The sequence below is a fragment of the Aeromonas popoffii genome (assembly GCF_000820025.1).
Classification (GTDB): Bacteria; Pseudomonadota; Gammaproteobacteria; order Enterobacterales; family Aeromonadaceae; genus Aeromonas; species Aeromonas popoffii.
On the sequence record NZ_CDBI01000066.1, the window covers coordinates 1 to 18,302 of the forward strand.

Genomic DNA, 18,302 nt, shown 5'->3' on the forward strand with positions numbered 1-18,302 from the left:
GAAGGGGGCGGTCTCGCCATCCAAGGCCAACAGCTCCCCCTCCAGCTCGATCTCGATGGGCTTGTCACTGAGGAAGTCCACCGCCTTCTTGGGGGCCAGACTGGCGCGGGGCACCGTCAGTATGATGGACTCGCCACCGATCACGCTGCGCCCGTCCAGAACCAGCTTGGCTTTCACCTCCGGCTGCACGTTGCCGGCGATGCGTGACCCTGTGACAGCGTTATAGCTGGCGCTGACGGTCACCGGGCCGCCGTCTGCCACGGCGCCCGCCTTGGTGGCGCGCAGCAGTCCCAAGGCATAGTTGATCTCAAAATCAGTGCCGAGCACCAAGGCGGTGGCTCCCTCCTTCACCACCAGACCGGTGGCCGAGAGGTTAGTTTTACCGAGTGACAACCATTTCGGATGGGCGGGCAAGGTCAGTGGGACCTCGGCCAGCGTCCCCGCCCCCTGGTTGATGGGGCTCTCCAACCCCATAAAGGCGGCGGCCAGCAGGACCGGCGGGATCTCGCTGGTCTTGATGGTGACAGTAGCGGGCTTGGGCACGAAGTAGGTCTCCCGCGCCTGACCCAACTTGCCCTTGCGCTTGCTCGGGATGCTGATTTTCTCGCTGTCCGGTTTGACCTCCAGGCTGTTGACGTCCACCGGGCCTATCACCCCGTTCGATACGTTGTTGGTGAAGGTCTCGATATAGAGATCCCCTTCCAGGTGCAGTGTTTCGCTCATCAGCGTTCTCCCTTGAATTTCACTGTCGTCTTGAAAGCAAGGGGCAGATACGCCACCCCGCCCTTGTAGCTCGGCCGAACCGGTGCAGTTTCACGCCGAAAGGTGCTGTCACCGCAGGCCCGCCCGGCAACGACCTGCAGCATCCGCCCCATCCACACACCGGCGCCGGCCTCCTTCGGGCTGGCGCGATGCACCAGCACCAACAGCCAGACCTGATCGAACGCGCTTTGCCGCCCCGACTGGGTGGTGTCGCTCTCCCGTTCGCCCTGGTAAATCACATGGATGGCCGGGGTGTGCTGACCCAGGTTGGCCACCGCATCCAGGTCGGTGGCCACAAACACCTCCTTGAGCCCTTTCGCCTTTAATGGCAGCAGCAGGTCGCGCAGCACCTCACCGGCAGCGAGGTAGTCGAGCTCGGGGGATGAAGTGCTGGCTTGAGTGCTGGCTTGAGTGCTCATAGAAAGCCCCCATTGCTTCGGCCAAAGACCCGGCCATCAGAGTGCAGTTGAGCCAGGTTCTGGCTCTCCAGGGTGGCCCCATCGACCGCCAGGCCCAACGCCAGCTCTCCCTTGCCCACCAACTTGAGGAAGGCCAAGGCAGCCTCGTTGCGCTTGGCGATCTGCTCCGGTGCCTGCTCGCCATAGAGGCGGTGACGGGCAATATCGGCGCAGATAGGTACCAGGGCACTCGGGATATGGGCCAGCGGCAAGGGGTAGCGCCCTGCCAGGTAGCCATCGATCAAGGCTCCGGCGTCCTGCAGGGCGATGGTGATGGCGGCCTGATCCAGCTCGCCGGCTGGCGTCATGGCGAGGCGCAGCAGCTCCGCCTCGCCAAACCGGATCACCATGTCATTGACGCTGGCGTAGCTCATTTGCCCTTACCCTTACCACTGGCAGGCTTGGCGGCAGGCACCTGGCTTGGGGGCTCTGTGCTCAGGCCACCCACTGCTGCGTCCAGCACCCCGCCCGTCTGCGGTGGGTCAGCTGGCGAAGGCTCGGCATCCTCCGCCAACCGCACGACCACCAGACGCGGATCGGCCTCCAGGGTCTCGCACTGCAGAGGCGACACCGCCATCTCAGACTTGCCTGGATCAATCGCCAAGCCCGCTCGGAAATAGACCTGACGAAGCGTTGATGTAATGCCAACTCGAATAGCCTGTTCCATCTCATGTTTCCCTCTGTCTCGTTCAGTCCAGGATCCTGTTTAAACGAGGGTTAAACACCCGCTCTGGCTCGTTTAACCTCACCGTTAAACAACACGGGTGACTTACAGGTAGTCAGCCACCACCAGCTTCAGCTTGCCCTTGAGCTCGTTGCTGCTGCTATCGGAGAGCTCCCGCTCCAGCATCCGGGTCGCCAGCTTTTCCAGGGAAGGCGGTACCACCAGCAAAGTCGGCTTCACGCCAAGCTTGCGGCCGCCATCCGCCTGGAATTCCCGCATCCTGGAGAAGGCATCCCACAAATTGTCTGGGGTGAGTGCCCGTTTGTTGGCAAACGCCAGCTGCCAGAAACCAAAGCCAGCGGCATCGCGGCAGTCCACCCCGTAACGAAACTCCTTGCGGGTGAACACGGCTTCATCATCGATCTTGGTCATGGCGATAAGCTGCGGCGCCTTGCGCTCCTGGAAGATGATGGGCTTGAGGGCGCGGCTGGTATCGAGCAGGAACCAGGGCTCACCGGCATAGGCGCCATCCACCACCAGGTTGGCGCTCATTACCGGAGTCCCCGTGCCATCGGCTTTGGGATAGACGGGGTGATCGGTGTCGAAGAAATACTGAGCGTCGTAGCATGGCGTGGTGAAGCCAGCCCCGAGCAGGCCGAAGCAGAGCTCGTCGGGATGTACCCCTGCCGCCAGACCCATCTCCTGAAACAGGGGGGCATAGATACCCAGCTCGTCATCCTCGATATCGTTGCGATCGACCCCCACGGTGGCCTCGAAGTCTTCGTTGACGATTTGGTAACCGTGCGCCTTCATTGACTCAATTACCCGATCCCCGACCCACTTGCGCAGACTGGGAAACTTGCCCAGCCAGCCATAGGTATTGGATTTGGTGGTCGATTTGATGACGGTCGCGATCTCTGTGTATTGGGTCGGCGCCTCCCCCTTGGCGTCTTCAAAGTTCTTCTTGAAGCCGGTGAAGAGGGACTGCAGCAACGCAGGTGTAATGATGGCCATAGCGGTGTTCCTTCTCTGGATAAACAGGTTGGTCTGGCGGTCGCGTTCGTCCGATTACGCCGCTGCGCGGCTAATCGCACCTACCGGCCTTTTGCCTTGGCAAACTCTTCGTAACTGATACCGAGTTGATCGGCGGCATACTTGTCATCTGCCGAGAGCACCGCCTCTCCCTTCTTCTCTGGCAGGGTCACTTGGGTGGTCTGGCTGGCGGCCAGCGCGGCAATGGCCGGGCGCGGCTCCAGCAACGCCTTGAGGGCGGCCACCCCCTTCTGGGCGGCGTAGGCGGTCAGGTACTCCTCTTCTGCAGCCACCACCTTGCCCTGGGTACGGGCATCTTTAATCAGGGTCGCGGCATCCGTGGTCTCGACCTTGGCGCTTAAGCTCGCCACCTGAGTCACCAGGGCGTTGTAGGTCTCCACCGGCACATACTTGGCCAGGTCAATCTGGCCACCCTGCCCTGGCTGTGCCTTGAGGGCGGCCAGCGAGGCCTTTTCTGCTGAGAGGGCCGCCTCAAGTTCCGGCGCTTTCTTGGCGCTGGCCTGCAGGGTATCCAGAGCAGCCAGAGCGGCAGTCCCCTGCTCGGCGGTAAACTGGCCATCGGCCCCCGGCTGGATGCCGAGTTTGCCGAGCAGCGCGATCAAGTGTTCGTTCATGGATTTCTCCTGTTGTGCAACATGGGATGAGGTGGCCAACTGGCCGGGTTGATTGGTCTTGGGGGGTAAGGCACTGAGGGCGGCCAGCGCCTGCATGCCCACCACACCGGGATCGTTAGTGATGGCAGTCATGCGCAGCTCCAGCGGGCGGCCTTGTGCGTCATAGGGGAAAACGGCAGACAGGAAGCGGTACTCTTTGGCAGCCACCAGAGCGGCGGCGCGATCGGTCCAGCGCGGCTTGATAAAGAGGCCCTGCCCTTCGCGCCATGCAATCTCGTCACTGTTGTACCAACCGGCCGCAGGAGCTGGCTGGCCGTTCTGGTCGGTCTTGAGGGTCTGGTGGTCGTAGTCGATGAGGATGTCTTGCCCAAGGGCTTTGGCGCGGGCAATCAGGGCTGCAGCGATCTGCCCGTCCAGTTGCCAGTGACCACTCGCCACATCGAACGGGCGACCATCACGGGCCTTGAAGGGGCCAACCGGCAGCAGCTGGTACCAGCCATCGCCTTGGGGGGTGAGTTGCGCATCGAGCACCGCCAGCCGCTCCCCGTTGACGGGGTTGGGTTGGAGGATGGCCACGAAGGGCGCTGAGTATGGGGTCTTGGATATGTTCATGCCGCCATAGTGCGGCGGCATGAAAGGAGATGGGGTTTATGGTAGGTTAGAACACCTCAGATTACTAATAACGACTATTTATATGAATCAGATTAAGAAAGTTGTTCAAGATGGTTATAAGTGCGACACCGATCACTCAGACCTTGAACTAGCATATATCTCATTGAAGATCGCATTAAAGGCTTACACGTCAACATATAAAGAGCTTCAGTATGAATTTGCGCCATTAATAAACACACCCACTGTTGACTACTCTAAAATTTCTGCAAAAAACACCTATCAAATCCTTTATACTGAAACCATTATTCATTTTCAGCATTTCTTTGAGCTTGTATTAAAAAGTTTTTTAAGAAATGAACATCCATTACTAAGTGATCGTATACAAGATGACCAAGCCACTCTACTTTTCAAGATCTTAAAAGGCCAGAAAGTTACACCAAAAGAAGATACCCAACTCCTGTCGATAGAGTTCGGAGAAACAATTAACCGCGTAATAAAGTTAGGCTGCGAGATCGAAGAAATAAAAGAGCTTGCACTGTCTCCTGTAGACTTCGATACGCTAAGAGAACTTAATAGCCTTAGAAATAGGATATGGCACAGAGGTCTTTTTATTCTCAACTATAATTCCCTTGATATTTTAATTTGTAAGTTCGTATTACCTCTCCTGAAGAAAATACTAAGTAAAAAAGTATTCACAGAAAACGAATCAAAATGGAAATATTCGCAGTTAGCATGCTCATTGAAACCTCTAGAAGAACTCTTTGAAATGTCTAACTCTGAATCTATTGATATTGGTAAGATAGCAATGCTAAAAGAGTTCTGCCGCGCAGCTTATAACAATCCCTTAGACATGAATAACATCGAGGATGATTATGATTTTAAATGTGATAACCATACCATAATGGAAAGATATGCGGCATTCGCTAGAACCAATGCGAATGATGACTTTGGTGATGTAACGGATTGCCCCGTGTGCGGTGCTTTTACTTTAGTTCATTATAAGGACTGTGACTTTGATCTTGAAGATGAGAGCGAAATTATCTGCTATACAACCCGAGTTGCATGTTCATGCTGCGACTTCACCTTAATAAGAGGATTCAAAAACCCTAGAGAATACGGACTTCCGAACATAGATGACTTTCATCTCCATGAGTAACGCATTCCAGCTATATGACTCGATCTAGCTGTTTAAGGGTGTTTAAATCACTCTCATAAGCCGTCAAATCAGGCGCCCCACCCAATTGATGGGGCACTTATCCAAAACGTCTACACCTTCGCCTTATCAGCTAGTGACTTCACTATGATATCAACGGGACTGTTAAAGGAGGTTTCGGCAATCATGCCGGTCTGAGAAGTGCGGAACAGAGCCTCTAATGCCAGATGGCGATCTTGGTCAGACTTCAGCTTACCCTCATTAAGCAAGGCAAGGTACGTTTTGACCATAGTGACCCGTTCCTCCGCCTCAAGGCTAAGATGTGAATAGGTATTAAACTGGCGTAGCGCAACTCTGATGATAACTGCCATCAGAGTGACGACAAGAGCGGCACCTGTCGTATTGAATACTAGGTGCTCCATGCCACCACTAGCTGAACCAACTACAGATTGTATTTTATTAACTGTTTCCCCAGTACTGGCTAAATTAGAAGAAATTCCAATAATTCCGCCTTTTGCATAATACTCCGCCAATAAATAAAAGGTAGCTGCAACAGACCCACCAACACCAAATATCAACCATATAAATGCATTTCTATTATTTCTATCTTTCTTTGACTTCCAGTAACTGACAGAAGCATCTAGATCTACTTGTTCGTGGTATGCAGCAGAAGCCTGTTTCACATCAGCATATGATTGTGTGAGTCGCTCTCTTGCCACACTACCAACCTTATTAATTGCCCTTAGAGACCGCGATGCTAGCGTTTTGAATTTAAGCTTGGTATCTTCATGTAATGAGTGATGTTTAGCAATAATACCATCCATCTCATCACTATATTTCCTTTCAGAAAGGATAATTTTCTCTTCAATCGAAGATAATGTAATCACAAATTGTTCATGAGCTGCCTCGACAGATGTGATATATGAACTTACTTTTTCGCGTTTATATTCACCCTTAAATGAAAATACTAAATTTATAGCGTAAGCGTTTTGAGAAGAGTACCTACTCAAAAGATTCACATAAGCGCTATCTTGCTGTGCAGCATCTGATATAACATTGTGACTAAGGTCGCAAATATGTATCAAAGCAAATGCCGCTATTATGTCACCGTATTCTTCCTTTATTGTGAAGATGTACTTCCCTTCAGGAGTAAAGGAGTATACAGGTAACCAATTACTACATCTGCCATTAAGCAGTTCTATATGATATTCGAGATTATCATAATCTACTTCATATAACTGCTCTTCAATACATTTATTCCAAGCCAGAGTAAACAACAAATTGACTGGATACGGGCTACTTGTTTGTAACCATCCCCAAAAACTTCGCTCTCTCTCAATAAATTCGTTATATATATCCATGGAAGGAAATGACTTTTTTTTCCCTCCTTGACCGAGAGGAATAACTAATTTATTGATAATCTCTTGTTCACTCATCACACACCAGCCTCAATCGAATTCTGGATATGATGACACTGAAACTTGCTAGATCTCAATCATTTTCAATCAGTTATGAGATACCCCTCCAACGTCTCCAGCACGCTCTGTTGATCCTCTTCCGACAGCCCCAGATAGGGGCGCTCGGGCAGATTGATCTCGGGACGGCCAAACTGGTGGGCCGCACCATATTCCAGAGGGGTACCGAAGTAGAGGGTCTGGGGCTCGGCCTGATAGTTGAGGGTATCGCGCAGATCGTCATTGAGGCGCAGCACCTCATCGGTATGTCGGGGCTTGCGGGCACGGTACTTGTCCGAGAGCGGGGCCCAGGGCTCCCCTTCCGGGCTCTCTTGGGCATCCCAGCGATCCCGGTGCGCCAGCAGCAGTCCTTCGCCAATATCGGCCAGCGGCTCACTCAGGTCACCGGTTTGCTGGTAGAGCTTGGCCAGTAGATCAAAGGCATCGGCCACCCCATGATGGCTAATGGCAATAAAGCTACCGGCCATCAGATCTCATCCTCAAAGGTGGTCATATAGTGCAGCGCTTCCTCATCTGCATTAGCCATCGCGGCCTCCCAGAGATCCCCCATCAGGTCAGCCTCCGCATCACGGGCTTGCTCACACAGGGCATCCAATGCCTTGGCTTGCGCAAGGGTAAAGGGGCCATCCTGTGCCAGCAGGGCGCTGGCTTGTTCCAGCAAGGTCATTATCTCGCTCCTTTATTTTTTGATCTCTGGGCCACTAGCGGCCGCCTTTGGTAGTGGCAGCCGTGGCGTTGGCCAGCATGGCTTCCACCCGCTTGGCCAGTTCGGGAAAGTGCTCCAGCATGGATTCCCTCGCCAGTACCCAGGCGGCAAACGCCTCGGCAGCCATCTCTTTGCCATTGGTTCCGGCATATTCGGTAATCAGGCCAATACCGGTGAGATTAGGCTCCCCGGCCCAGAAGTGAACCTGATGGCCGAGCTCATGCAACCAAGTCGAGATCCGCTGGGCCGATTCCCCCAGTTTACCGCCTACATTGGCCGACACACTCCAGTGACGACGCAAGGTTTCGCCACTGGTACCTCTTGGCAGCCATTGGCGCGGACCGCTATTTGCGTGGGCATCAGTCAGCACTTCGGTGGCCGCCGCTTGCACCGCCTGCATATCCACCGTCTTTAAAGTATCGCCCCCCTTTACCTTGATAACCAGATGATCCCAGCTGGTTGCGGTAAAGCCGTTGACCCTGCTGGCCCGGCGCGCATAGTAAAAGGAGCGCACCAGGTACGGGTCTTTACCCAGGTAATCAGCAATCGCCGGGGCAATCTTGAGCCCTGCCGCCCCCTTCCCCATTTCGGTCTGCTTGATAAACAACGTTTTGACCGGATGCGCCTTGAGGAACGCCGCCAACGGTTCGCGCTGGGGGGCTGGCAACTTGGCCAGCAGATCACTCAAACCCTGTGCAGTGACGCCTTTAACGCTGGAGAAGGCGCTCTCCACTATCCGCTCTGGCAGCCGCGCTGCCAACGCAGGCTTGGCCGCTTCGCGTTTGGCCACTGCTTTGGTCAGCTCTGCCGGGGTCTGGGGGCGATAATCAAAGCCAGGATCGATACCTTTGGGGATCTTGTGCAACTCCCCGGTGGCCTTGTCCACCCACTCATATTCGCCATCGTCCGGGGCCTTGCCCACCACCAAGCCGCGCCGCTTGAGGTCGGCCCCGGAGAGCAGGAATTTCTTGCACTTGCAGCCATAGCCATTGCTCGGGCTGTGTGTCTCCCACCAGGGGTGATCCACCGGCAGCACCAGGTTGTTCCACTTGAGGTGCAACTCCCTGGGGTGCTCGGAGTCCCCGTGACGATAGAGCGCATAGGGGCGTTTGTGCTTGATTCGCTGGATCTGCTCTTCACGCCCGGCGTTATAGCTCTGGCGCAGGTTGGTCTCGAAGATGACGCGAGAGCGCCACGACGCCGGGCCGGTATGCTCCCAACCGTGGCGGGCCACAATCTCCTTGAACGCCTTCTGAAAGGCCCCGATGGATTGTCCTTCACTGATCGCCTTGTCTACCGCACCACGCAAGTCAGCCAACAGATCCCTTTTGGTGGCCCCCGCCACCATAAAGGCGCGGTTATGGGCATCGCGCCACACATCGGCCCAGCGTTCGCTCGGCATATCAAGCTTCTGGCGAAAGAAGGCGATCGCCTCGGTAAAGGGCAAGGAGCCATATCTGACTGGCGAAGAGCGAACCGGCATCAGCGGCCCTCCTCCATCTCAAGCATGCCGAGCAGCTCGCTGGCGGCGATGGCTTGTGCCATCAGCGCCCCCAGTTCGTCATGGCTGAGCTCAGGCTCCATTGCCAACAAGCCATCCCGGATCTCCTCCAGGGTGGTGGCCTGCATCACCAGTGCCTGGACAGCATCGGTCATTCCTGCCAGCAAAGGGGCTGCTTCGGCCTGCAGTCTGGCCAATTGGGCATCGTTGTTATCTCCCTGCGCATCTTTATGTGCGGCCAGTGTCGCCAGTCCCTGACGGGTCAGCCGAGCCTTGAGCTCAGCCTCCCCTGTTGCGCCCCGGTTATCCTGAATGGCCAATACCTCATCCTGGGCGGTGGGCACCGGGATCTGCAGCTTGTCATAGACCCACTGGGTCGGGATCTTCATGCCGATAGAGACCAGAGTGCGCAGCGGCCCCGCCAGTTGCTGCATATCCTCCGGCTCGGTCACGTCGAACTCCAGCCGGGGACTGCGGCGCGGGCCCTGATAGCTCTTGCCGTTCAGGGCATAGAGCGGATAGACCAGATCGCGGGTCAGGGTGGCGGCCAGCTGGCGTAGGTCGGCATCTCGCACTTCCTGGCGCACCTCGTTATGGACATTGCCCAGGGCATTGGTCGAGCTCTTGCCATCGGCCTGCGAGGTCAAGGTGCCCCCCAGAATGGCCTTGCTCATGGATCGCTCGCACCACTCCATCATCACCACGAAGGGATCAGCCTGACCGCTGGCGGCGTTCTGGAACTCAATATCCATCCCACGCGGAATAATGCCCCCGGCGTTATGACCGATGGAGAGCACTGCCTGCAGCAGGGTGGCCTTCTCTTTCTCGGTCGCCCCTTCCGGGTATTTGCCCAGCCGCACCGGCAGACCGTAGATCTCCAGAAACTCGGCGAGATCCCGCACGCTGTAGTTCTTGAACAGAAAGGGCCAGATCAGGGTACGGACAAGGCCGGTGCGCGCCAGATATCCCGATTTGGACTTGGCCTTGTGCAGCAGCCAGCCAAAGGGATTGAGCGCAACCCCCTCGTGGCTGTTATCACGCAGCCGCAGCTGGTTGCGATCGTCCGGGTGGGTCTGGAACCAGGCGGGATCGCGCCAGATGATGCCCTTGGGGAGCTGCAACCCCTCCACCAGCTCCCAGCCGCAGAACTCCTGGGCACAAAACCCCTTGAGCACCGCATCGGTGGCGTCAAAGATGGCATCGTCGAACCAGGTAAAATCCTCAATCAGCTCGCGGATCATCTCGCTGTCGCGCTTCTCCGCCGGGGTGGTATTGCGGGGCGGCTCGATTGTCCAGCTCACCCCCAGCAGAGCGCGGCGACGCTTGCCCAGCTCACTTTGCAGGTGGGCGTCTTTCTCCTCCATGTCTTCGGCCAGTTCGCACTGGGCGATCAGGTTGCCCTGTTCTGCTTCCTTCAATGCGGCTGCCGCCCTGCTCGGGGTAAGCCCCACCGTGGGGTGTTCACTGTAGTGACGGCGCAACTGGGCCAGTGCCGCCGAGTTCTCGGTCTGCGGCTCTTTTTCAAGTCGCAGGGGATTGCCGTTGATATCGATGATCCTGCCCATTACCAGGCCCCTCTTTCGAACGAATGATGGTGATCGCCCCTTGCTTCATCGCGCTTGTTGGGCAGAGGGGTGAACTCGATAGCGCCCCCCTCCATCCAGCTGGCCCGCACCGCCATGGCCAGGGCCACTGCAAAGTCACCGTGGCGCTGTTGGCCCCCTTGGCCTGTGTTCTTGCCCTTGTCGATCTTGGGGATGCCGTTGATGACCTGGATTTTCCCCAAGTCATCCTGCACGTCTGCATGGCGCGGGATTGTCAGGTTGCCATCCTCAAATTCCGCCTTGAGCTTGGGCATCCACTCTCGGTACCAGGGGTCATTGAGCATCACGCACTCGATCATCCCGGCCCCCCAGCGCAAGCGGGCGGCCTCTGCCAGATAGCCGCCGTTACCGGTGGCATCGAAGGCCGCCGCCGTGAAACGGTGCAGCCCAATCAGCAGGTAGAACAGGATCTGGCGCTGACTCTCATAGGGGGCGTTGATCAGCTCCACCACAAAAGGCACCCGTTTGCGCAAGTTGGTGGCGAGGGAAAGCGGCACGAACACCGACAAATCCCCCTTACGGGCGAAGTCTTCGCCCAGCACATGGCGGCAACTGCGGTCGAGCGCTTCCAGACAGGGTTTTAGGTTCTCCTCGCACCAGATATCCACTACCGCCTTGCGGGTCTCCTCGCTTTGCAGCTCGAAGTCCTTGGGCGCGGTAAAGCGCAGGATGGGAATATCCGGCTGCATGGCCCGCTCAATCAGCACCCGCTTGATATAGGCGCCGCTGCTCTGCTTGGGCACGCAGAAATACTCCTCCAGGGCGTCTTCTTCGGTGGCCGTGTCCTTGAGCAGACCCGCCTTCCAGGCTTCCTCTGCCTCCGGTGTCCAGGGCGTGCCCTTGACCTGGCAGATGCGGCGATAAAGCCCCTGCCGACAGGCGTCGTCCAGGGTGATGGTATGAATGGAGTAGCGTTTCTTCCCTGCCCGGCTGTCATTGATGAGCTGGTTAAACAGGTTATCCACCCCGTTGTGGGTGCTGATGAGGCGCACCCTGGCGCCCCACATGGTTAGTGCCAGCGCCGCTTTCAGTACCTCGGCCAGCCGGTCGTGGAAAGCGGCCTCGTCGATGGTCACATTGCCCTGCATCCCCCGCAGGTTGCTGGGATTACTGGAGAGCGCCTGTACTTTGAAGCCGGAGGCGAAATAGACCACGAAGGTGAGGATGGCTTTATCCTCATCGTCGGTGAATACCTCCTCCTGGATCTCACCGGCTGCCTTGTTGAACGCCTTGGCCCACATGGCCACGGCGTCGATAAACTCGCGGGCCATCTCCTTGTTGCTGCCCACGTAAAAGTGATGGCCACCGCCAGCCGCCTTTGCGCGAGAGGCCGTGAGCGTGGCATCGGCGGCCTCTGCCCAAGTGATGCCGGTACGGCGGCTCTTCTCGGCGATCTTGAGCGGGCTCTCGTCGGCGATCCACATCTTCTGATAAGGCAGCAGCACCTCATCCGGGCTGTATTCGGTGCCGAGCTCCTGCGCCAACTGCTGGGAACGGGCGATTGCGGTCTGCTCCATAGGGCTCTCGCTCATCAGGCAATCCCCAGAATTTCACGGCGAATGGCTGCAGCAGCTTCACCGCTCAACCCCGTCTGGGTGACGATCGCCTCTGTCTTGGCGGCCACCTCTTCGGCGAAGGCCTGGCGGATCTCCTTCTCCCGCTTGTGACTCTGCATGGCGGTGGATTCGAGCCGCTGGGCCGCCAGCATGGCGTTTTTCAGCATGTCGATATCCACCGCCTCCTCCGGGTTTTGCACCTGGGCCAGCATCGCCTTGAACAGCTGGGATCGGCCCAGCTCCAGGATGAGCTTGGTGGTCTCCCCCATCGGCTTGTCACCGAGTTGGGAAGTCAGGGCCGCTGTGGTTTCGCGCAAATCCCGCAGGTGCTGGCCCACCTGCTCCACCTGGCTGGCGTGGCGACTGAGCCCGGAGCGGGAAAGCTTGAGATCGTCCGGCAACCCGGCCTCTTCGATCAGACCATTTATCTCATCCAGAATGGCGGCCTGGCTGTTGCCCTTGTCCCGTAGCATGGCATTGAGGGCATCGCGGATAGGCTCGGGTAGCAGCCACACCTTGCTGGCGCGGCCACGGGTCGGTTTCTCGGCCATGGCTAGTCCTCCTCAATCTTCAGCTCGGGGCTTCTTGATGCCAGGCACCACTGCCCGGCCCTCTGCAACCTCCTGACCCCGGCCGGTGAGGTGAGCCACCTGCACCGTGGCCAGCCGCTCAATACGCACCAGCCCCTGCTCTTCCAGCCAGGCCAGCAGCGTCTTCACCCGATCCCGTGTCACCCGGCCGGTACCCAGCTGATCGAGGCAGTCATTGAGGATCGACTCGTTGGCCGCACCACCGATATCCAGCAGGGAGCGCAAGATCACCAGGCGCTGCTGGGAATCCAATATCGCTTGAATGCTCATGGCTTCTCCTTCTGTACCGCTGCAAGTTCATTCTCCAGCAGCATGTCGGCGAGGCGGCGGGCTTGGCGCAGCTCTGGCTTGACCTCTCGCAGCTCACCGCGCAGCTCGCTTATCTCCAGCTGCAGCTTGTGCAGCTCCCGCTCGCTCGGCAGATCGATCAGCGCCTGCTCCACCCTCTGCACCCGAGCCACCAGGGCGGTGAGATCTTCCCGTTTGGCGTAGGTCTTGGAGAGCAAGATGATGACCACCAACCCAACCAAACTGGCCAGGGCATACAAGGGCCCCCAGTTCCTAACGATGAATTCCCACACGGACTGCCTCCTTGCGCTCATACAGGGTCTGGCACTCGATACAGCGCTCGGCACCCGGTTCTGCAACAAGGCGGGATGGCGGGATCGCGTCATCACAATCGCAACAAATGCCATCCCCCTGGGGCCTTGACCTTGTTTGATGGGATTGAATAAGGCGCCCGGTTCGCTCGGCGTCGAGTTGCTGGGCGCGGTCTATGAGGTCGCTCAAGATCGTCTCCTTGCGGGCCGGTTACTTGACGATCATTTAACAATCTGGGTCGCTTTGAGACGGCCCCAGATAGCAACCAGACCACCGACTGCGCTGGCCAGATCAACAAGGGTGGTGGCCAGACTGGCTTGGGTACCTACATCGACCGGCACACCGAACAGACCGGCAATACCGGCGCCGACAGCAATCAGGCCGCCGATCACGGTGCGGCTCTTAAACGCCGATTTTGCTTGGGGTAACAGAGAATCAGCCATGTTGAGGCTCCTTATGTGGGGGTTGGTACTGACAGGGGGAAAATCGGGCACGGGCCCGCAGGCGATCCAGCTCGGTGACCGAACACCAGCCCTGATCGAACAGCGATTGGCGGGTGGCGTGGTGGCTGTAAAGCGGGATCGTCTCCAGGTCTGCACTGGTGGTGCTCGAAGCGGCCAGGTATGCCTTGAGGTGGGCGCGGCGCCCATCCTTGAAGCTGGCGAGATAACGGGGATTCTTGAGCTCGGGAATACCAAAACAGCCAGCGGCCTGGATCCCTTGCAACGCCTGACGGCGCTTGTTGATCAAGCTGGGTTTGCTCATGCCACCTCCCCGAACCGGATCGAGAGCAGATAGCTTTGCAGGCGCAGCAAGCGGTTGACCCAACCCCAAGCGTTGGCCCATTGACTCGGGTCTTTGCGCACTATGCCCAGCATGTAGCTGGCGCGGATCTCCAGTAATCCAAGCAGCAGGGCGCGGCCACCATCCCGACCGGTCTTGGCGGCCAGCACCCGCAAGGTTTGCTGGCCCAGCACCCCATCGGCCAGGATGCCCAGTGCCTGCTGCAGCTGACGCACCGAACGGCCAGGGCCGTGATGCACAGCCCCATCGAACAGCGCGATGGCAATCAGCGGGCAGACGCTATCGACCCGATCACAGCGGGCGGGTAACCAGTAGTTGGATCGGTAAAACAATTCGGTGTGAGCAGGTGTCAGATCGCGAATGGCGATATCTGGTTGGCCGTCTCGATCGAGGTCGGCCATGCCGTCCTTCTTGCCATCGGCGGCATCGGCGATACCGTACTTGGTATGACCACCCCGGTCTGCCGGGTGATTGACCTCGCCCCCTTCCACATCGGGACGAAGCAACCAGGCAAGAGCAATGGGGTAGGTATCAGGCAACATAAAAGGCCCCTCGATTAACTGCGTTATCCGCAGCGTACCGAGGGGCCTCTATGGCAGGGGTTTATGGTGGGTTACATGAAAATTAACTGTCTAACTTTTTGAATTCCGAATTGAGACATTCTTAAGCGACAATTTGCCTAGCTCTCTTTTTGTCCAAAAAGAAACTTGCCTACATACCAAATAGATCGCCCAATATTGTGAATGAGTTGCTCGCCTTGTATTAAAAATGAATTGTCTTGATCAATACCAGCAAGCTTGATTGCGTCTGTGATTTTTGAGCCAGTTGGATGTGCATCACCGACGCGCATATCATAGACACCAGCAATTTCAGAAAAAACTTGACGAGCCTTATCTGCTCCAATTTTCTGGGAAAGAATATCTTGCAGAAGCTTGTTTGAGCCAAGCTTATCTTTGTCTGCATGGGTAGCAATTTTTCGAAGGTCACGGACGTTTAGTCGATCCGAAAAGACGCGGACAAGGTCTTTTGCCAATCTGAGCAACGATGCTTGATCTTTGCTATGGAAGCGAGATATCTGCTGCATTGTAGATTCATCATCTATGTCGTGACTGAATAACTCCATCCCAAACTTATCACGGAAGCCTTGCTCTAGCATTCGCATGCTAGCAAAAAACAATTCCTCAACCGCATGTGTAGACGCAGGCTCGGCCTTAACTTGCGCCATCAGCAACTCTGGTGAAACCTTGCCCTCTGGCGCAACGTTGTTCGCAGCCCAGACATGTTGTTCCCAAGCAGCGAGACGGGCAATGTCGTAGGCATAGACTGTTATCAAATCCGCAGAATTTATGCCAAAGTGGGTAGCGTAGCCAGAGGTAGAACAAATCTTACCTGTCTCCGCCGTACACCATTTCAAGGCAAAGCCGCGGTGGCCTAGAAGGTCAGTCACAACACTTGAACGAAACCAAAGCCATCGGCCAATATCTTCATTATTTAGTTCAGAAGATGCCATGCGTTTGCCATCAGTCTCAACTATGAATTGAGGGAGATTAGTATCGGTATCACCACGAACACGCACGCTATGAGCTTGGTGATCAATCCACTCATCTCGCCAAAATTCACCCTCAACTCGGACTCCTTCATATCCACCTCGCTCTCCTGTCGAGCTTTCATGGCCAGTATTATGATCATTTTCTGGCCCCATCACTGGCGCATCTTCATCTTCGTCAACATCTGTACGCCAAGCACGGAATATCGCCCAACGGCCTCCGAACACATCATTGACATCACTAATTCGGAGCTCAAATCGACCGCTGTCCCGTTCCTCTTCGTGTGCTTTTAGAGCTGCGTACTCACTGCCTTCAATAGATGGCACATTTTCCACTCTTTGGCGGTAATAAGAGAGTCGAAGTGAAAGGTTCCTTGCAGCCAAATAATCAATGAGGAATTCTCGTTTGATTTCTATCAAACGATGTTCACCATTTTTATCAAAATGCTCTCGTGCTACAACAACGAAATCCTCTTCAGGCCTAACCCAATTCGTTCCATCTTTTATCAAGCGGAGCGCAACCACTAAGTCTGGATTTAGTATCCATTGTTTTCCCCCAACAACAGGTTGTGGATGCTCGAATACAAGATTTACGCCTATTGGCTCTTTATCGTTGTATTGATATTGGTCAATAGTGGCGTAATATCCATCTTCGTAAGCATAGGGGGCTACTGTATGCCCTATCCCGATATCACTCCAGCCTAGGCGCTCCTCAACTAATTTTCTATGCTCTGGTGGAAATGCGACAGACCCACAACCTAAATACTCGCTGTAATAACCAACTTTTTTTATCTTCCCATTCTCATCGTTTTCGTTTGCCCTCAATGGGATCCAGGTTGCGTTAGAGAATGTTCGGCGAGTTTCTTTGATTTGGAGAATCCACTCTTGATTCATGGTTCATCTTCCTTCATCAGCATGTTACATGCACAATTGACACCATGCTTTTATCGTAAAAGAATCTACATATCAATTATTTATTATCTATGTAGGTTATAATTGATGACCTCCAATGACCGATATCAAAAGACCTCATCAATGTGAGGTCGTTGGTGATACCTAAAACAGTTCTTGCTGTATCCGTCGTCGCATCAACTCCCGCTGTTCAGCCACCACCGCATAGGTCTGTGGGACCGACAGACCATGCTTGCGCGCAAGCTGGTCGATATTGCGGCCGTTGAACTCATCCCAGATAGCCCTATCCCGCAGCGCAGCCTTGAGATGATCCCCAGTGGGGATGTAGTAGGCACGGCCCCCCATATAATGGGCCTGCACCAGCGCCAACTTGCGGGCCTGAGCCTTGGCCTGCTCGGGCCCCATCCCCCCTCTGACCAATTCGCAGGCCAGCACATCCACCAGCTCGCTCAGGGCTTTGGGCCATTTGGCCGTCAGCTCAGAGACAGGGATCTGGTCAAGGCGATCGACCAGTTGCCCCAGCGAGGCATGATCATCGGCGAACAGATCCAGATTTTCAGTGTTAGCGTCCATCATGCATCTCCGCTTTCATCTGCTCGAAGGCCGCCAGCACAGTCTGATAACCAGCCACCCGTCCACTCTTCTTATTTGTGGGGATTACCTTCTTGGCCTTATGTAGCGCCTTCACCATCTCCCGCTTGTGCCAATTTTTGAGGGATTCCAGCACCGAGTAAGCCAGCGCATCGCTGAGCCAGGCCACCTCAGCGACCCCGATCCCCTTGTTTATCCGCACCGTCTGGCGCTCGACGTAATGATTGAGCGCTGTCTCGCTACCATCACGCAGTAGCCCATGGCGGTGCATGGTGATCCAGACTGCCCGGATAACGCCTATCTCGCCCGTTCTGACCAGGCCACCGCTGGCGGGGCTTAAACGCTGGCTGGCAGCCCCTTTAACAGGACGTTTAACGGTCGGTTTAAAGCCTGCGGCCTTCATGGCAACCAGCACCTTATCCAGTTCCTGAAGGGTCAGTTCGGAGGCTGAACGCTTGCCGCTCTGCTGCTCCAGCACATCCCGATACGTCTCCTCATCGAGCCCCAGGGTGCGCCTGCCTACCTGGACCAGCCGGATCAGGCGGGTGCGCTCACTACTTGGCTTATTGCTCGTGATTGCGCTCATCTTTACCTCCTGCCTTTGCCGTCCAGATTTGCCCTGCAGCCATCACGTCCGGCCCGCTGCGCCACTGAGGGCAATGGCTATCGAGCCACTGCTCTGCCTGCTGCTGATTCTGGGGGACGAACTTCATCACATATGCCAGCAATTGTGGCCAGTTAGACATGGCCATGACTGACTTCCCCCATAACGGCCCTATCCCGTTGCAACTCTGCCACCAGTTGCCAGCGCATCTGGCAGGCTTCTTGGGCCAGCGCATGAAAGCCACGAGCCCGTGCCTCTCTATCGAATTGCTTGAGCTGTTTGCACACAGTCCGTTTATCAGGGGCTGCCTGTGCAATGGCTGCCGCGCTGAAAATCTTGGTAAGCCGAATATCCATCTCTGTTTTGGTCATCGCCGAGCTCCTTTATCGAGGCGGTGAACTCCTGGGCTGCGCTTTCACGTTTTCCATATCGGATTCCTCAGTTGGCCAAAAACAGGCCGATGCACAGACCAGCAATGAAGGCCCCATAAACGGCGG

At 56.0% G+C, this 18,302-nt stretch carries 24 protein-coding genes; 1 reads left to right on the forward strand and 23 read right to left on the reverse strand.

Features of this window, described 5'->3' with window-relative positions:
• The 6 genes from BN1129_RS13730 to BN1129_RS13755 all read right to left on the reverse strand — a co-directional run.
• Positions 1–723, reverse strand: a 723-nt coding sequence (locus BN1129_RS13730) for a phage tail tube protein (RefSeq protein ID WP_042037285.1), incomplete at its 3' end; no start/stop codon positions are given.
• On the reverse strand, positions 723–1,181 hold the full coding sequence (locus BN1129_RS13735) for a phage tail terminator protein (protein WP_042037286.1): 459 nt from the start codon (positions 1,179–1,181) through the stop codon (positions 723–725). The genes BN1129_RS13735 and BN1129_RS13730, both read right to left, overlap by 1 nt.
• Complete coding sequence (locus BN1129_RS13740; protein WP_042037287.1) at positions 1,178–1,594, reverse strand: gp436 family protein; 417 nt, start codon at positions 1,592–1,594, stop codon at positions 1,178–1,180. The genes BN1129_RS13735 and BN1129_RS13740 overlap by 4 nt, the downstream gene beginning before the upstream one ends.
• A complete protein-coding gene (locus tag BN1129_RS13745; RefSeq protein WP_157013404.1) occupies positions 1,591–1,887 on the reverse strand; it encodes an HI1506-related protein in 297 nt (98 codons plus the stop codon). Before BN1129_RS13745 ends, BN1129_RS13740 begins: the two co-directional genes overlap by 4 nt.
• 102 nt (positions 1,888–1,989) lie before the next feature.
• The gene (locus BN1129_RS13750; RefSeq protein WP_042037288.1) at positions 1,990–2,898 is read right to left on the reverse strand and encodes a Mu-like prophage major head subunit gpT family protein; all 909 of its coding nucleotides are present in this window, start codon (positions 2,896–2,898) and stop codon (positions 1,990–1,992) included.
• Between the two features lie 80 nt (positions 2,899–2,978).
• A complete protein-coding gene (locus tag BN1129_RS13755; RefSeq protein ID WP_042037289.1) occupies positions 2,979–4,184 on the reverse strand; it encodes a phage protease in 1,206 nt (401 codons plus the stop codon).
• A gap of 61 nt (positions 4,185–4,245) precedes the next feature.
• Between BN1129_RS13755 and BN1129_RS13760 the strand changes: the two genes are divergently transcribed.
• Positions 4,246–5,319: a hypothetical protein gene (locus BN1129_RS13760; protein ID WP_042037387.1), complete on the forward strand. Its 1,074-nt coding sequence runs from the start codon at positions 4,246–4,248 to the stop codon at positions 5,317–5,319.
• A 110-nt stretch (positions 5,320–5,429) separates the two neighbouring features.
• On the opposite strand, the gene BN1129_RS23470 is transcribed toward BN1129_RS13760, so the two are convergent.
• The 17 genes from BN1129_RS23470 to BN1129_RS13845 form a co-directional block, all read right to left on the reverse strand.
• The gene (locus BN1129_RS23470) at positions 5,430–6,752 is read right to left on the reverse strand and encodes a DUF6161 domain-containing protein (protein WP_157013405.1); all 1,323 of its coding nucleotides are present in this window, start codon (positions 6,750–6,752) and stop codon (positions 5,430–5,432) included.
• A gap of 65 nt (positions 6,753–6,817) precedes the next feature.
• A complete protein-coding gene (locus BN1129_RS13770) occupies positions 6,818–7,258 on the reverse strand; it encodes a phage virion morphogenesis protein (protein WP_042037291.1) in 441 nt (146 codons plus the stop codon).
• On the reverse strand, positions 7,258–7,458 hold the full coding sequence (locus BN1129_RS13775) for a hypothetical protein (protein ID WP_042037292.1): 201 nt from the start codon (positions 7,456–7,458) through the stop codon (positions 7,258–7,260). The genes BN1129_RS13770 and BN1129_RS13775 overlap by 1 nt, the downstream gene beginning before the upstream one ends.
• Positions 7,459–7,492: 34 nt before the next feature.
• Entirely contained in the window at positions 7,493–8,980 is a 1,488-nt protein-coding gene (locus tag BN1129_RS13780) for a phage minor head protein (protein WP_042037293.1), read from the reverse strand.
• Positions 8,980–10,563, reverse strand: coding sequence for a DUF935 domain-containing protein (locus tag BN1129_RS13785; protein ID WP_042037294.1), 1,584 nt, complete (start codon positions 10,561–10,563; stop codon positions 8,980–8,982). Before BN1129_RS13785 ends, BN1129_RS13780 begins: the two co-directional genes overlap by 1 nt.
• Positions 10,563–12,134 carry a hypothetical protein gene (locus BN1129_RS13790; protein WP_244463064.1) on the reverse strand — a complete coding sequence of 524 codons (1,572 nt, stop codon included), beginning with the start codon at positions 12,132–12,134 and terminating at the stop codon, positions 10,563–10,565. Before BN1129_RS13790 ends, BN1129_RS13785 begins: the two co-directional genes overlap by 1 nt.
• Complete coding sequence (locus tag BN1129_RS13795) at positions 12,134–12,709, reverse strand: DUF3486 family protein (protein ID WP_042037295.1); 576 nt, start codon at positions 12,707–12,709, stop codon at positions 12,134–12,136. The genes BN1129_RS13790 and BN1129_RS13795 overlap by 1 nt, the downstream gene beginning before the upstream one ends.
• A gap of 12 nt (positions 12,710–12,721) precedes the next feature.
• Positions 12,722–13,018 carry a VpaChn25_0724 family phage protein gene (locus BN1129_RS13800; RefSeq protein ID WP_042037296.1) on the reverse strand — a complete coding sequence of 99 codons (297 nt, stop codon included), beginning with the start codon at positions 13,016–13,018 and terminating at the stop codon, positions 12,722–12,724.
• The gene (locus BN1129_RS13805; protein WP_052449363.1) at positions 13,015–13,329 is read right to left on the reverse strand and encodes a DUF2730 family protein; all 315 of its coding nucleotides are present in this window, start codon (positions 13,327–13,329) and stop codon (positions 13,015–13,017) included. The genes BN1129_RS13800 and BN1129_RS13805 overlap by 4 nt, the downstream gene beginning before the upstream one ends.
• The gene (locus BN1129_RS24395) at positions 13,310–13,537 is read right to left on the reverse strand and encodes a TraR/DksA C4-type zinc finger protein (protein WP_042037298.1); all 228 of its coding nucleotides are present in this window, start codon (positions 13,535–13,537) and stop codon (positions 13,310–13,312) included. Before BN1129_RS24395 ends, BN1129_RS13805 begins: the two co-directional genes overlap by 20 nt.
• Before the next feature lie 32 nt (positions 13,538–13,569).
• Positions 13,570–13,791, reverse strand: coding sequence for a hypothetical protein (locus tag BN1129_RS13815; RefSeq protein ID WP_042037299.1), 222 nt, complete (start codon positions 13,789–13,791; stop codon positions 13,570–13,572).
• Positions 13,784–14,113 carry a hypothetical protein gene (locus BN1129_RS13820; RefSeq protein ID WP_042037300.1) on the reverse strand — a complete coding sequence of 110 codons (330 nt, stop codon included), beginning with the start codon at positions 14,111–14,113 and terminating at the stop codon, positions 13,784–13,786. The genes BN1129_RS13815 and BN1129_RS13820 overlap by 8 nt, the downstream gene beginning before the upstream one ends.
• Positions 14,110–14,694, reverse strand: a complete 585-nt coding sequence (locus BN1129_RS13825; RefSeq protein WP_042037301.1) for a glycoside hydrolase family 108 protein — start codon at positions 14,692–14,694, stop codon at positions 14,110–14,112. Before BN1129_RS13825 ends, BN1129_RS13820 begins: the two co-directional genes overlap by 4 nt.
• Positions 14,695–14,831: 137 nt before the next feature.
• Positions 14,832–16,592, reverse strand: coding sequence for a hypothetical protein (locus tag BN1129_RS13830; protein ID WP_042037302.1), 1,761 nt, complete (start codon positions 16,590–16,592; stop codon positions 14,832–14,834).
• A 162-nt stretch (positions 16,593–16,754) separates the two neighbouring features.
• On the reverse strand, positions 16,755–17,183 hold the full coding sequence (locus BN1129_RS13835; RefSeq protein WP_042037303.1) for a Mor transcription activator family protein: 429 nt from the start codon (positions 17,181–17,183) through the stop codon (positions 16,755–16,757).
• Entirely contained in the window at positions 17,173–17,787 is a 615-nt protein-coding gene (locus BN1129_RS13840; protein ID WP_042037304.1) for a gp16 family protein, read from the reverse strand. Before BN1129_RS13840 ends, BN1129_RS13835 begins: the two co-directional genes overlap by 11 nt.
• Positions 17,788–17,939: 152 nt before the next feature.
• Positions 17,940–18,176 (reverse strand): hypothetical protein, encoded by a 237-nt coding sequence (locus BN1129_RS13845; protein WP_042037305.1) that lies wholly within the window; start codon positions 18,174–18,176, stop codon positions 17,940–17,942.
• Between the last annotated feature and the right edge of the window lie 126 nt (positions 18,177–18,302).

Coding starts and splice junctions, on each gene's coding strand:
- BN1129_RS13800 (WP_042037296.1), bottom strand. CDS start 13,018: ATGAGCATTCAAGCGATATTGGATTCCCAGCAGCGCCTGGTGATCTTG.
- BN1129_RS13770 (WP_042037291.1), bottom strand. CDS start 7,258: ATGGCCGGTAGCTTTATTGCCATTAGCCATCATGGGGTGGCCGATGCC.
- BN1129_RS13825 (WP_042037301.1), bottom strand. CDS start 14,694: ATGTTGCCTGATACCTACCCCATTGCTCTTGCCTGGTTGCTTCGTCCC.
- BN1129_RS13790 (WP_244463064.1), bottom strand. CDS start 12,134: ATGAGCGAGAGCCCTATGGAGCAGACCGCAATCGCCCGTTCCCAGCAG.
- BN1129_RS13755 (WP_042037289.1), bottom strand. CDS start 4,184: ATGCCGCCGCACTATGGCGGCATGAACATATCCAAGACCCCATACTCA.
- BN1129_RS13820 (WP_042037300.1), bottom strand. CDS start 14,113: ATGAGCAAACCCAGCTTGATCAACAAGCGCCGTCAGGCGTTGCAAGGG.
- BN1129_RS13775 (WP_042037292.1), bottom strand. CDS start 7,458: ATGACCTTGCTGGAACAAGCCAGCGCCCTGCTGGCACAGGATGGCCCC.
- BN1129_RS23470 (WP_157013405.1), bottom strand. CDS start 6,752: ATGAGTGAACAAGAGATTATCAATAAATTAGTTATTCCTCTCGGTCAA.
- BN1129_RS13835 (WP_042037303.1), bottom strand. CDS start 17,183: ATGGACGCTAACACTGAAAATCTGGATCTGTTCGCCGATGATCATGCC.
- BN1129_RS13760 (WP_042037387.1), top strand. CDS start 4,246: ATGAATCAGATTAAGAAAGTTGTTCAAGATGGTTATAAGTGCGACACC.
- BN1129_RS13830 (WP_042037302.1), bottom strand. CDS start 16,592: ATGAATCAAGAGTGGATTCTCCAAATCAAAGAAACTCGCCGAACATTC.
- BN1129_RS13840 (WP_042037304.1), bottom strand. CDS start 17,787: ATGAGCGCAATCACGAGCAATAAGCCAAGTAGTGAGCGCACCCGCCTG.
- BN1129_RS13795 (WP_042037295.1), bottom strand. CDS start 12,709: ATGGCCGAGAAACCGACCCGTGGCCGCGCCAGCAAGGTGTGGCTGCTA.
- BN1129_RS13745 (WP_157013404.1), bottom strand. CDS start 1,887: ATGGAACAGGCTATTCGAGTTGGCATTACATCAACGCTTCGTCAGGTC.
- BN1129_RS13785 (WP_042037294.1), bottom strand. CDS start 10,563: ATGGGCAGGATCATCGATATCAACGGCAATCCCCTGCGACTTGAAAAA.
- BN1129_RS13845 (WP_042037305.1), bottom strand. CDS start 18,176: ATGACCAAAACAGAGATGGATATTCGGCTTACCAAGATTTTCAGCGCG.
- BN1129_RS13735 (WP_042037286.1), bottom strand. CDS start 1,181: ATGAGCACTCAAGCCAGCACTCAAGCCAGCACTTCATCCCCCGAGCTC.
- BN1129_RS13780 (WP_042037293.1), bottom strand. CDS start 8,980: ATGCCGGTTCGCTCTTCGCCAGTCAGATATGGCTCCTTGCCCTTTACC.
- BN1129_RS13750 (WP_042037288.1), bottom strand. CDS start 2,898: ATGGCCATCATTACACCTGCGTTGCTGCAGTCCCTCTTCACCGGCTTC.
- BN1129_RS13740 (WP_042037287.1), bottom strand. CDS start 1,594: ATGAGCTACGCCAGCGTCAATGACATGGTGATCCGGTTTGGCGAGGCG.
- BN1129_RS13815 (WP_042037299.1), bottom strand. CDS start 13,791: ATGGCTGATTCTCTGTTACCCCAAGCAAAATCGGCGTTTAAGAGCCGC.